The sequence below is a fragment of the Streptomyces sp. NPDC002156 genome (genome assembly GCF_053593675.1).
The window spans coordinates 21,769-33,044 of sequence record NZ_JBSFDA010000112.1; the positions used below are offsets into that span (position 1 = coordinate 21,769).

Here is an 11,276-nt window from a genome sequence, read left to right on the forward strand (position 1 = left end):
CCGACAGGGGACCACTTCGCCCCCTAACCCCTTTGCCCCACTTTCATGGGATTCTCATCGTATGACGCCGATCACGGAGGTGGAGGGGCGAAGGGTGGCCCTCTCCAACCTGGAGAAGGTGATCCACCCGGCCACCGGCTTCACCAAGGGCGAGCTGCTCCACTACTACGCGACCACGGCGGACGCCCTCCTCCCCCACCTCCACGACCGCCCGCTCTCCTTCCTCCGCTATCCGGACGGCCCCGACGGCCAGGTCTTCTTCGCCAAGAACGTCCCGCCGGGCACGCCCGACTGGGTTACGACGGCGGAGGTCCCGCGCTCGGAGGGCCCGGCACGGATGGTCCTGATCCAGGACCTGCCCAGCTTGATCTGGGCGGCGAACCTGGTGACCGAGTTCCACACCCCGCAGTGGCTGATCGACGCCCCCGGCGAGGCCGACCGCCTGGTCCTGGACCTGGATCCCGGGCACCCGGCGACGATCGTGGAGTGCTGCGAGGTCGCGCTGTGGCTGCGGGAGCGGCTGGCGGCGGACGGCGTGGAGGCGTACGCGAAGACGTCCGGCTCGAAGGGCCTGCACGTACTGGCGACCCTGACGGAACGGACCCCCTCCAGGGAGGTCACGGCATACGCGAAGGACCTGGCGGTCGAGGCGGAACGCACCCTCCCCCACCTGGTCGTCCACCGCATGACCCGCAGCCTGCGCCCGGGAAAGGTCTTCGTCGACTACAGCCAGAACGCGGCCCGGAAGACAACGGCGACCCCGTACACCCTGAGGGCGGGCACGGACCCGACGGTGTCCACGCCGGTGACGTGGGAGGAGGTGGCGGGGTGCACCGACCCGGCCGAACTTACGTTCCGGGCACCGGACATCGCCCCCCGGCTCCAGACGCACGACGACCTGCTGGCACCGCTACTGGCTCGCTGAGCTGCACGTTCACCCCCTCCCCACCCCATAGCGCCAAGCGTGACACCAATAGGTGCCACATATTCCTTACAGATGGCACCACACATGTGCCATCATGGCGTCATTGATGGCGCACCCCTCCGTCTCGCGGACGGCAGGAGCGCGTTTTGGCGGAGTAGGTCTCAGGGGGTCGGATCATGGAGACAGCAGAAAGTCGGCGACAGGGCACACCCGGCGCCTTCAACGCCTTCGCGCGCTTCGTGCTCTGCGGTGGCGGGGTGGGGCTCGCCTCCAGCTTCGCCGTGGCGGGGCTCGCTTTATGGATGCCCTGGGCTCTGGCCAATGCTCTGATCACCGTGGCGTCCACACTTCTCGCCACCGAGCTGCATGCCCGTTTCACCTTCGGTGCGGGTGGGCGCGCGACCTGGCGCCAGCATGTGCAGTCGGCCGGGTCGGCGGCGGGTGCGTATGCGGTGACCTGTGTGGCGATGGTGGTGCTGCAGCAGCTGGTGGCGGCGCCGGGTGCGGTGCTCGAACAGGTCGTCTACCTGTCCGCCTCCGCGCTCGCCGGTGTCGCGCGGTTCGCGGTGCTCCGCCTCGTCGTCTTCGCACGGAGCCACTCGCAGGCCTCGGCCTCGGCCACGGTCCGCCCCGCCCGTCCCGTGCACGCGGCGGTGGCCGACCCCGCGACGCTCTGCCACGCCGCCTGACCGCTCCGCCCGGCGGTCAACCCCCCACTTACTTACACCCGCCCCCAAGTCCCCCGGTCCCGCGCCACCGCGTGCAGCGCCTCCACATCCGCCGGCTTGAGTACGCCGCCCAGGCGTGCCAGCCCCGACAGATCCGTGTCCTGGAGGACCCTGACCTCCCGCAGCGGAACCGTCACCGTCAGGTCGGCCGGGCCCGCCAGGGCCAGGACCGGGTGGACCTCGGCCGTCAGGGCGTACGAGGCCCGGTCGGCGTCCGAGCGCACCCGGCGCAGGAGGGGGCGCGGGTCGCGACGGCCCAGCGACACCATCGGGTCGGCCACATGGACCCGCTGTTTGCGGGCGTAGATGGTGTGCACGGCGAACAGGCCGCCCGGGCCGATCACCAGGTGGTGGATCCGGTCGCCCCCCGGTAACGGGAGCGAGTGCAGGGTGTGCCAGCCCGCGCCCTCCAGCGCCTCCAGTGCCTCGCCCACCGCCTGTTCCGCCGCCAGCGCCCGCCGTCGGGGGTCAGGGCGGAACCGGTGGGACGGGCCCGGGTCGCGGTCCAGGGCGATCTGGATGGCCTCGCCTGGACGGTTGGGGGCCAGGTCGTCGTCGGGGTGGAGGGAGAGCCGGGCCAGCTCCGCCGGGGTCGGGACCGGGGGCGGTCCCACCGTCACCGGGCCCGTCAGGAACGGGCCCAGGGCTTCCAGTACGTCCCCTCTGAGATCCTCGCTCAGCAGGTTGACCCGGGACGACTCACGGTCGTACCAGGCGATGTTCCGTCCGTCCGTCATGCACACGTACAGCCGCTCATGTCCCTGGCGCCAGGCCGGTACGACGCGCAGTCCGCTCATCCGCCATCACCCCATTCCCCGCATGACCATGGGAACAGGCGGGGTGCTGCCGGGGCAAGAAGCCGGTTACCTTTGGGAGGAGTTGGGTGGCCGAGTTGGGCCCGAGTGGGGGAGGCGGCACAGTTGCGGACCCGCAGGAAGCAGCCCGACGTACCGGCTCCGGGTGAGCCCTGGAGCGAGATCGTGCCCGGGTTGTGGATGGGTGGGCACGAGTTCGTCAACCGCTCGGGGGAGCTCGAATTCGCCGTCGTACGTGATGAGTTCGACCTGGTCATCACCCTTTTGAAGCTGCCAGGACACGGGCCCGATCCCGGTGTCGAGCACCATGTGTGGCCCGTCCCGGACGGGCCGCTCGACGGGACCCAGCTGGCCGGTGTCATCCGGCTCGCGGAGGCCGCGTGTGCCGCGCTGGAGGACGGGCGGAGCGTGCTCGTGCGCTGCTACAGCGGCTACAACCGCTCGGGGCTCGTCGTCGCGCACGCCCTCGTCCGCGACGGGCACGACACCGAGGAGGCGATCCGTCTCATCAGATCCCGCCGCTCCCCCTGGGCCCTGCACAACGAACTGTTCGTCGAGTATCTGCGGACGGGGCTGCCCACGGCCCGGCTGCTGGAGGAGCTGGCGGAATAGGAAGAAGGGGAGAAAGGGAGAAAGGGACAACCGGTGGAGCGGGCGGAGCAACCCGTCCGGCAAATACGTCATCCCTGCGAATAAGGTGTGGCGTACGAGGCGACCGGTCGCCCTTCGCCCACCGCTCGCCCCGATCGCCGGCCCGACGCAGGAGTGCAGTTGAACCCCAGCCGCACCTCACGCGTCATCCTCGCCGCCCTCGTCCCCGGCCTCCTCTCCCTCACCTCCGGCTGCGGCGACGCCGGTGGGCTGCGCGGCGCCGGGCCCACCGCCATCGCCGTCAGCCCCGCCCGGCTCTGGCCCGAGCTGCCCGCCGCCTCCAGCCCCGCCTGGGACTACGGCGAGGCCGAGACCGAGACCGTCAAGGGCGTCACCGCCCCCGGCGACGACATCCACATGATCGACCCGGTGGCCGTCGTACGGGCGGAGATCGCCGCCCACCCCGACATGTACACCGCCGACAACTCCCCGTACGCCGGGACGGCCGGCGGGATGGCGGCCTGCGGGCGCACGCGCGACACCGGCGCCTGTCCCGTCCTCAAGGCCTACTACCGCGACCTCACCGGCGACGGCCGCGACGAGATGACCCTCGGTTTCCGGCTGCTGCCGGGCAACGGGACGGCCGTACGCGTGTACACCTTCCAGCGGCACAGGCTCGTGCAGATCATGGCGAACGACGACGCCGTGACCGCCGTCGAACTGGCCGGCCGGGCCGTGATCATCCGCTCTCCCTCGCAGATCCCGGGGTACGAGTACCGCACCCAGTGGACCTGGGACGCCGACCAGAAGGCGATGCTGCTCACCCGGGACGAGTTCCTCCGTACGGGCAAACCCCAGCGCACCCCCGGCCCGGCGACTCCTTCCGCGAGCGCCCGATGAGGGTCGCGCTGCCCGCCTGGGCAGGCACCCTCGCCGTCAAGGCCGCGCTGTTCATCACCGTGATGTGCTGCGCCCTCGCCGCCCTGCTCGGCGTCCTCGTGCATGTCTCCGTGACCCACCAGACCGTCGACCAGGCCCGCGACCGCGCGCTGTCCCGGCTCGTGGAGGCCACGGCGGAGTACGAGGCCGGGGACGCCCTGCGGCCGAACGCCGGTATCGATCCCGAGGGGCTGCCCGAGTCGCTGCGGGCGCTCGCGGCGGCCGGGGACCGCGGCACGATGGTCACCGACCACGACGGGGTCCCGACGATGTGGGCGGCCGGTCCCGCCGACGGCGGGCACGCGCTCGCCGTGGCGCTCGACTACTCGCAGAGCGCCCGCACGATCGAGGGCCTCGACCGGGCCATCCTGTGGTCGTCCGGCCTCGCCATCGGTGCGACGCTGCTGGTCGGCGCGGTCGCGGTGACCCGGGTGACCCGCCGGCTGCACGCGACCGCCCAGGTGGCCCGCCGGATCAGCGCCGGCGACCTGGACGCCCGTGTCGACGACGCCCGTACGCAGGACCCGAACCGTCCGCCGGACGAGGTCGCCGCCGTCGCCGCCGCCCTCGACACCATGGCCGCCTCGCTGCAGCGGAAGCTGCTCAGCGAGCAGCGCTTCACCGCCGATGTCGCGCACGAACTGCGCACCCCGCTCACCGGACTCCACGCGGCGGCCGAACTGCTGCCGCCCGGACGGCCGACCGAGCTGGTCCGCGACCGGGTCGCCGCGCTGCGCACGCTCACCGAGGACCTGCTCGAAATCTCCCGCCTCGACACGGGCAAGGAGCGGCTGGAGGCCGACACCGAGCAACTCGGCGCCATCGCCGCACGGGTCGTACGGGCCTCGGGGGCCGCCGGGGCCGACACGGAGATCGTCGTCGTCCGTGACACCCGCGTCGACACCGACCGACGCCGGCTCGAACGGGTGCTCGGGAACCTGGTCGCCAACGCCCACCGGCACGGCCGTACGCCGGTGACGCTGACCGTCGACGGTCCGGTCGTGACCGTGCGGGACCACGGCGACGGCTATCCGGAGTACCTGGTGGAGCACGGGCCGCAGCGGTTCCGTACCGAGGGCGGGGCGACCGGGCACGGGCTCGGGCTGACGATCGCGTTGGGCCAGGCGGAGGTACTGGGCGCCCGGCTGGCCTTCGCCAACGTGCCGGAGGGGGAGGGCGGGGGCGCGCTGGCGACGCTCACGCTGGCCGAATCACGGGGGCTTGCCACCAACGGCCCAGCGTGACGGGCGCCTTACACGAGCCGCTCCTAGCGTGGCGGGTAGTCAGCTCTGCCCCCGGCAAAGGAGCCAACATGACATCGCGGACCACCCTCACCCGCCTCGGCATAACCGCTGCCGCCACCGCGCTCTCCGTCTGCGCCGTCACCCCGGCACTCGCGAGCCCGGCCGACGACGACTGGGGCACCAGCTGGAACCAGCAGCAACAGCAGACCCAGCAGCCGCAACAGCAGAACCCGCAGCAGTCCCAGCAGACGCAGCCGTCGCAGCAGACACAGCCGTCGCAGCAGCAGAGCAACCAGAGCCAGAACCCCACGCCGAACCCGAACCAGAACCAGAACCAGAGCCAGAACCCGAACAGCAACACCGGCAGCGGCACCTGGAACCAGGGGAACAGCAACCAGCAGAGCAGCAGCCAGCAGAGCGGCACCGGCGACTGGGGCCAGCACAACAGCGGCAACACCAGCACCAGCAGCTCCGGGCCCTACCAGGGGATCGTCACCGCCAACGGCGGACTGCGGCTGCGCAGCGCGCCGAACCGTGGCAGCGCGATCATCCGGGTCGTCCCGCAGGGCGCGATCGTCAACATCTACTGCAAGGTCGGCGGCGAGAACGTCGACGGCAACTCGCTCTGGTACCTCCTCACGGACGGCACCTGGGCCTGGGGCGCCGCCCGCTACATCGACAACATCGGCGCGGCACCGCGCTTCTGCTGACCCGGCGAACATAAGCCGCATCACACACGATTCCATGAACTTTGGGTAAGTTCCGGACATGACGAAGCCCGGAACCACCGTGGCGGCGGAGTACGAGGAATCCCCGGAGCCCTGGCTCTCGGAGCCCGCCGATCCCTCCGTTCCCGCCCCGCGCGTCCCCCGGCGCCGTGGCATCGAGCTGGTCCTGATCGTCGTGGCCGTCCTCCTCTCCGTGTACGGCTACTGCGATGTCGGCCTCGCGAAGAACGGCACCCTCCCGCCCGGCGCCGCCGGCTACGGCGCCGGGCTCGGTGTGCTCGCGCTCCTCGCCCATCTCGCGGTACGCCGGTGCGCCCCGTGCGCCGACCCGCTCCTGCTCCCGATCGGCGTGCTGCTCAACGGCCTCGGCCTGGTCCTGATCTACCGCCTGGACCTGGAGACGCCGGGCCACCGGGCGGCGCCCACCCAACTCGTGTGGTCCACGGTCGGAGTGGCGTTGTTCATCGTGGTCGTGGTCCTCCTCCGCGACCACCGGGTCCTCCAGCGCTACGCGTACGTATGCGTGGCCGCCGCCCTGATCCTCCTCACCCTCCCGATCTTCTTCCCGTCCGTGAACGGGGCCCGCATCTGGATCCGGATCGCCGGATTCTCCATCCAGCCGGGCGAGTTCGCGAAGGTGCTGCTCGCGGTCTTCTTCGCCGCGTACCTCGCCGCCAACCGCAAGGCGCTCGCGTACACCGGCCGCCGCATCTGGCGCTTCAACCGCCTCCAACTGCCCACCGGACGGGTCCTCGGCCCGATCGTCGCGATCTGGCTGATCAGCGTCGGCGTACTGATCCTGGAACGCGACCTCGGCACCTCGCTCCTCTTCTTCGGCCTCTTCGTGGTCATGCTGTACGTCGCCACGGGCCGCACCGGCTGGATCGCGGTCGGGCTGCTGCTGGCCGCGCTGGGCGCCTTCGCCGTCGGCACGCTCGAACCGCACGTCCACAGCCGGGTCGAGGACTGGCTGCACCCGTTCGCGACGATCGAGGCAGGTCAGGGCCCCAACCAGCTCTCCCAGTCGCTGTTCGCGTTCGCGGCGGGCGGCGTCCTCGGCACCGGCCTCGGGCTCGGCCACTCGATCCTGATCGGCTTCGCGGCCAAGTCGGACTTCATCCTGGCGACGGCGGGCGAGGAACTGGGCCTGGCGGGCCTCTCCGCGATCGTCATCCTGTACGCCCTCCTCGTGGAGCGCGGCTACCGGGCGGGCCTCTCCCTCCGCGACCCCTTCGGCCGCCTGCTCGCCGTCGGCCTCTCCTCGATCGTCGCGCTCCAGGTGTTCGTCATCGCGGGCGGCGTCTCGGGCCTCATCCCGCTCACCGGCATGGCGATGCCGTTCCTCGCACAAGGGGGTTCTTCCGTGGTCACCAACTGGATCATCGTGGCGCTGCTGATCCGGATCAGCGACTCGGCCCGGCGAGGGTACGACGGCAACGGGCGCCCCACGCCAGGAAGAGACACCCCGTGAAGAGAAACGCTCGCCCGATGACGCGCTGCATCAAGCACGCGGCAGTCTTCTGCGCCCTGCTCCTGCTCGCCCTGCTCGTCAACATCACCCGCGTCCAGGTCGTCCAGGCCCAGCGGTACGACGACAACCCGGCCAACCGCCGCCAGGTGATCGCCCGTTACGGTCAGCCGCGCGGCGCCATCCTGGTCGGCGAGCGGCCGGTCACCGGGTCCACGGACACCGGGGAGCAGCTCCGCTACGAACGGACGTACAGGAACGGCCCGTTGTACGCCCCGATCACCGGCTTCGCCTCCCAGGTGTACGGCACGACGTTCCTGGAGCACACGGAGGACGGCATCCTCTCGGGCACCGACCCGATGCTCTCCCCGTTCCCGCTGTGGAACGACGTGACGCGGGCCCAGAACCCCGGCGGCGAGGTGGTGACGACCATCGACGCGCAAGCCCAACAAGCGGCCTACGACGGCCTGGACGGCCGCAAGGGCGCGGTGGCGGCGGTGGAACCGTCGACGGGCCGAATCCTGGCGCTGGTCTCGACCCCTTCCTACGACCCGACCTCTCTCTCCGGCAACGGGCGTTCGGTGGAACGGAGTTGGCGACGCCTGAACGACGACCCGGACAAGCCGATGCTCAACAGGGCGGTACGGCAGACGTATCCGCCGGGTTCGACGTTCAAGGTGGTGACGGCGGCGGCGGCTCTGGACGCGGGAGTCATCACCGACCTGGACGAGCGGACCCACTCCCCCGACCCGTACCGCCTCCCCGGCACGTCCACGCGGCTGACGAACGAGGGCGACGGCTGCGCTGACGTCTCACTGCGGGAGGCGTTCACCTGGTCCTGCAACACCGTCTTCGCCAAGCTGGGGGTGGACGTGGGCGTCGCCGACCTGGCGGCCACGGCGGACGGCTTCGGCTTCAACGACGCGGGGCTGCGTATCCCGTTCTCGGTCGCGCAGAGCACATTCGACACCCACGTGGACAAGGCGCAGTTGGCGCTGTCCGCGATCGGCCAGTACAACACGCGGGCGACGCCGTTGCAGATGGCGATGGTGGCGGCGGCGGTGGCGAACGACGGCCAGGTGCCGTCGCCGTACCTGGTGGAGCGCACAACGACAGCGCGCGGCACGACAGTTGCCACGTCAGGCGTACGACGTCAGCACCGGGCGATGCATCCGGCGACGGCCGTACGGATGCGGGAGCTGATGCGGGACGTGGTGGAGCGGGGCACCGGCAGGAACGCGGCGATCCCCGGCGCGACGGTCGGCGGCAAGACCGGCACCGCCCAACACGGCATCGGCAACTCCGGCGTGCCGTACGCCTGGTTCGTCTCCTGGGCCCAGGGCGAACGCGATGTCGAGCCGTCGGTCGCGGTCGCGGTGGTGGTCGAGGACGCCTCAATCGACCGGACGGACATCAGCGGGGGTGGGGTGGCCGCGCCGATCGCCCGGGGGGTGATGGAGGCGGTACTCGGCGACTGAGACACGGGGGGCGCCTGGGGGGTGGGTCACGCAGCCCGGCGCTCACGGGGTGCCGCCTGCGCCCACCCGTGCCGCCCCTAGCGGCACGCATGCCCGCAGGCTGGGCGGATCGGACGGGCGCGAAGCGCCCTCCTAGGGGCGCGGGGAACGGCGCGACCAGCCCCCACCGGGCCCGCAGCCAAACGAATCGGGACGGACGGGTCTTTGTCTTTTAGGGGCGCGGGGAACGGCGCGATCAGCCCCCACCCGTCCGCAGCCGAACGGATCGGCACGGACGGGGTTTTCAGGGGCGCGGCGCGAGTAACCCCCACCGGGCCCGCAGCCAAGCAACCGCCCAGCCGACGGAGTCCCCCTCAGCCGAGCGGCTTCCTGATCTCGCCTCGGATCTTGACGGCGGTCGCCGCAGCCGCCGCCAAATCCACCTCCGCCGGCTTCTTCGTGACCGTGCCAGCCGTGATCTCGGCGATCGACGCACCGGTGTTCCCGTCCACCCACCCACAGACAGGAATGGTAACCTCCGTACCCAGCTGGGTCTGGACGAGCACCTCGCAGGTGACCGTGACATCGGAGCCCGCCGGCTTGAAGTCCTTGGGCTTGACGGCGACCTTGGCACCCTCCCCGCCCGCCGCGCCCTCCATCATGTTGTCGCGCGCAAGGTCGGTGTTCTTGAACCGCCCGTACATACCGGAGATCACCAGTGTCCCCGCGGCCTGGTCGCCACCCAGGCTGTACTGACCGACAACCGCCTTGGTGTCCCGCGCATCCCAGGCACCGTCGGCCTCCTCCTCGATGGCCTGCCCCTCGGTGCCGGAGAGGTCGCCGGCCAGCTCGTACTTCTCGTCGAGCACCTTCTGCGGCAGCGTCAGCTTGTACTCCGCCTCGGGAAAACCGGTGTCGGACTTCACCCCGATCCAGACGAGCGCGGCCACACCCCCCACGACCAGCACGACGACACCACCGACGATGCCGAGGATCAGCCCGAGCCGGCTCTTCTTCGGCGGCGGGGGCGGCGCACCCCAGGGCGCGGGAGCGGGAGCGCCGTAGGGCCCCTGCTGCCCGTAGGGGAACGGGGGCGGCGGCTGCTGACCGTACGGCCCGGGAGGCGGGCCCGGATACGGCTGCTGCTGCGGCGGCTGCCCCGGATACGGCTGCTGGCCATAGGGGCCCGAAGTCGGGGGCGGGCCGTAGGGGTTGTCGGGCGGCTGGGGCGGCGGAGTCGTGGACACGCCACGCACGCTACTGCACTTGGGTGACGAGATAAGCCCCATATAAGTATCCCAAGTCCCCGCACATCGCTACGCGTAAGTAGCTCCCAGGGGATTGACCCTCTTGCTGACAAGCGGTCTCATAAGAACGTGACGACAGTGACGGAAGCCGAGATACTCCGCGACGCGCTGGGCGTGCTCAAGGACCGGGAACACGTGGCCGAACGGCTCCTCGAAGCGTCCGCCAGGCACTCCTTCGACCCCGACAAGGAGTTGGACTGGGACGCCCCCTTCGAGGACGGCAAGTGGTTCTGGCCGCCCGAGCTGGTCTCCCTGTACGGCACGCCGATGTGGAAGCGGATGAGCGAGGAACAGCGCATCCTGCTCTCCCAGCACGAGTCGGCGGCGCTCGCCTCGCTCGGGATCTGGTTCGAGATCATCCTGATGCAGCTCCTCGTACGGCACATCTACGACAAGGCGGCGACGAGCGCGCACGTCCGCTACGCGTTGACGGAGATCGAGGACGAGTGCCGGCACTCGAAGATGTTCGCCCGGCTGATCAGCCGTAGCGGCACCCCGTACTACCCGGTCAGCCGGCTCCACCAGAATCTGGGCCGGTTCTTCAAGACGGTGTCCACGACGCCCGGTTCGTTCACGGCGACGCTGCTCGGTGAGGAGGTGCTCGACTGGATGCAGCGGCTGACGTTCCCGGACGAGCGGGTGCAGCCGCTGATCAGGGGGGTCACTCGCATCCACGTGGTGGAGGAGTCCCGCCATGTCCGCTACGCCCGCGAGGAACTCCGCCGCCAGATGGTGACGGCCCCCAGGTGGTCCCAGGGCTTCACCCGAGTCACCTCCGGCGAGTTCGCCCGCGTCTTCTCGGTCGCCTTCGTCAACCCTGACGTGTACGCGAACGTGGGTCTGAACAGGGCGGAGGCGGTGGCGCAGGTGCGGGCAAGCGGGCATCGGCGGGAGGTCATGCAGACCGGCGCAAAGAAACTGACGGACTTCCTGGACGACATCGGGGTCCTGCGGGGTGCCGGCCGGCGACTGTGGAGGTCTTCGGGGCTACTGGCTTGAATACAGGGTGCGCCCCGGTGGGGGCTGGTCGCGCAGTTCCCCGCGCCCCTGAAAAGCAGGGGCTGCGCCCCGTGC

The 11,276-nt window shown here is 70.8% G+C and carries 11 protein-coding genes; 9 read left to right on the forward strand and 2 right to left on the reverse strand.

Annotation, left to right across the window (positions count from 1 at the left end):
• The first annotated feature begins 61 nt into the window (after nucleotides 1–61).
• Complete coding sequence (ligD, locus tag ACWCRB_RS33925) at nucleotides 62–925, forward strand: non-homologous end-joining DNA ligase (protein ID WP_450999721.1); 864 nt, start codon at nucleotides 62–64, stop codon at nucleotides 923–925.
• Between the two features lie 176 nt (nucleotides 926–1,101).
• The gene (locus tag ACWCRB_RS33930; protein WP_450999722.1) at nucleotides 1,102–1,614 is read left to right on the forward strand and encodes a hypothetical protein; all 513 of its coding nucleotides are present in this window, start codon (nucleotides 1,102–1,104) and stop codon (nucleotides 1,612–1,614) included.
• A 32-nt stretch (nucleotides 1,615–1,646) separates the two neighbouring features.
• On the opposite strand, the gene ACWCRB_RS33935 is transcribed toward ACWCRB_RS33930, so the two are convergent.
• On the reverse strand, nucleotides 1,647–2,450 hold the full coding sequence (locus ACWCRB_RS33935) for a nuclease-related domain-containing protein (RefSeq protein ID WP_450999723.1): 804 nt from the start codon (nucleotides 2,448–2,450) through the stop codon (nucleotides 1,647–1,649).
• A gap of 123 nt (nucleotides 2,451–2,573) precedes the next feature.
• Between ACWCRB_RS33935 and ACWCRB_RS33940 the strand changes: the two genes are divergently transcribed.
• The 6 genes from ACWCRB_RS33940 to ACWCRB_RS33965 all read left to right on the forward strand — a co-directional run bounded on the left by ACWCRB_RS33940 (nucleotide 2,574) and on the right by ACWCRB_RS33965 (nucleotide 8,916).
• Nucleotides 2,574–3,080 carry a protein-tyrosine phosphatase family protein gene (locus ACWCRB_RS33940; RefSeq protein WP_450999724.1) on the forward strand — a complete coding sequence of 169 codons (507 nt, stop codon included), beginning with the start codon at nucleotides 2,574–2,576 and terminating at the stop codon, nucleotides 3,078–3,080.
• Between the two features lie 159 nt (nucleotides 3,081–3,239).
• Complete coding sequence (locus ACWCRB_RS33945; protein WP_450999725.1) at nucleotides 3,240–3,959, forward strand: hypothetical protein; 720 nt, start codon at nucleotides 3,240–3,242, stop codon at nucleotides 3,957–3,959.
• Nucleotides 3,956–5,242 carry an ATP-binding protein gene (locus tag ACWCRB_RS33950; RefSeq protein WP_450999726.1) on the forward strand — a complete coding sequence of 429 codons (1,287 nt, stop codon included), beginning with the start codon at nucleotides 3,956–3,958 and terminating at the stop codon, nucleotides 5,240–5,242. The genes ACWCRB_RS33945 and ACWCRB_RS33950 overlap by 4 nt, the downstream gene beginning before the upstream one ends.
• 68 nt (nucleotides 5,243–5,310) lie before the next feature.
• Entirely contained in the window at nucleotides 5,311–5,952 is a 642-nt protein-coding gene (locus ACWCRB_RS33955) for an SH3 domain-containing protein (protein WP_450999727.1), read from the forward strand.
• Between the two features lie 58 nt (nucleotides 5,953–6,010).
• Nucleotides 6,011–7,441, forward strand: a complete 1,431-nt coding sequence (locus tag ACWCRB_RS33960) for an FtsW/RodA/SpoVE family cell cycle protein (protein ID WP_450999728.1) — start codon at nucleotides 6,011–6,013, stop codon at nucleotides 7,439–7,441.
• Between the two features lie 17 nt (nucleotides 7,442–7,458).
• Nucleotides 7,459–8,916: a penicillin-binding transpeptidase domain-containing protein gene (locus ACWCRB_RS33965; RefSeq protein WP_450999729.1), complete on the forward strand. Its 1,458-nt coding sequence runs from the start codon at nucleotides 7,459–7,461 to the stop codon at nucleotides 8,914–8,916.
• A 353-nt stretch (nucleotides 8,917–9,269) separates the two neighbouring features.
• Here the strand turns inward: ACWCRB_RS33965 and ACWCRB_RS33970 are convergent, their stop codons facing one another.
• Nucleotides 9,270–10,142, reverse strand: coding sequence for a hypothetical protein (locus ACWCRB_RS33970; RefSeq protein WP_450999730.1), 873 nt, complete (start codon nucleotides 10,140–10,142; stop codon nucleotides 9,270–9,272).
• A gap of 129 nt (nucleotides 10,143–10,271) precedes the next feature.
• On the opposite strand from ACWCRB_RS33970, the gene ACWCRB_RS33975 reads away from it, so the two are divergent.
• Nucleotides 10,272–11,201, forward strand: a complete 930-nt coding sequence (locus ACWCRB_RS33975) for an AurF N-oxygenase family protein (RefSeq protein ID WP_450999731.1) — start codon at nucleotides 10,272–10,274, stop codon at nucleotides 11,199–11,201.
• The last annotated feature ends 75 nt before the right edge of the window (nucleotides 11,202–11,276 follow it).

Excerpts from the sequence above, each read along its gene's own strand:
- ACWCRB_RS33955 (WP_450999727.1), top strand. The coding sequence starts at position 5,311 with ATGACATCGCGGACCACCCTCACCCGCCTCGGCATAACCGCTGCCGCC.
- ACWCRB_RS33935 (WP_450999723.1), bottom strand. The coding sequence starts at position 2,450 with ATGAGCGGACTGCGCGTCGTACCGGCCTGGCGCCAGGGACATGAGCGG.
- ACWCRB_RS33930 (WP_450999722.1), top strand. The coding sequence starts at position 1,102 with ATGGAGACAGCAGAAAGTCGGCGACAGGGCACACCCGGCGCCTTCAAC.
- ligD (WP_450999721.1), top strand. The coding sequence starts at position 62 with ATGACGCCGATCACGGAGGTGGAGGGGCGAAGGGTGGCCCTCTCCAAC.
- ACWCRB_RS33960 (WP_450999728.1), top strand. The coding sequence starts at position 6,011 with ATGACGAAGCCCGGAACCACCGTGGCGGCGGAGTACGAGGAATCCCCG.
- ACWCRB_RS33965 (WP_450999729.1), top strand. The coding sequence starts at position 7,459 with ATGACGCGCTGCATCAAGCACGCGGCAGTCTTCTGCGCCCTGCTCCTG.
- ACWCRB_RS33950 (WP_450999726.1), top strand. The coding sequence starts at position 3,956 with ATGAGGGTCGCGCTGCCCGCCTGGGCAGGCACCCTCGCCGTCAAGGCC.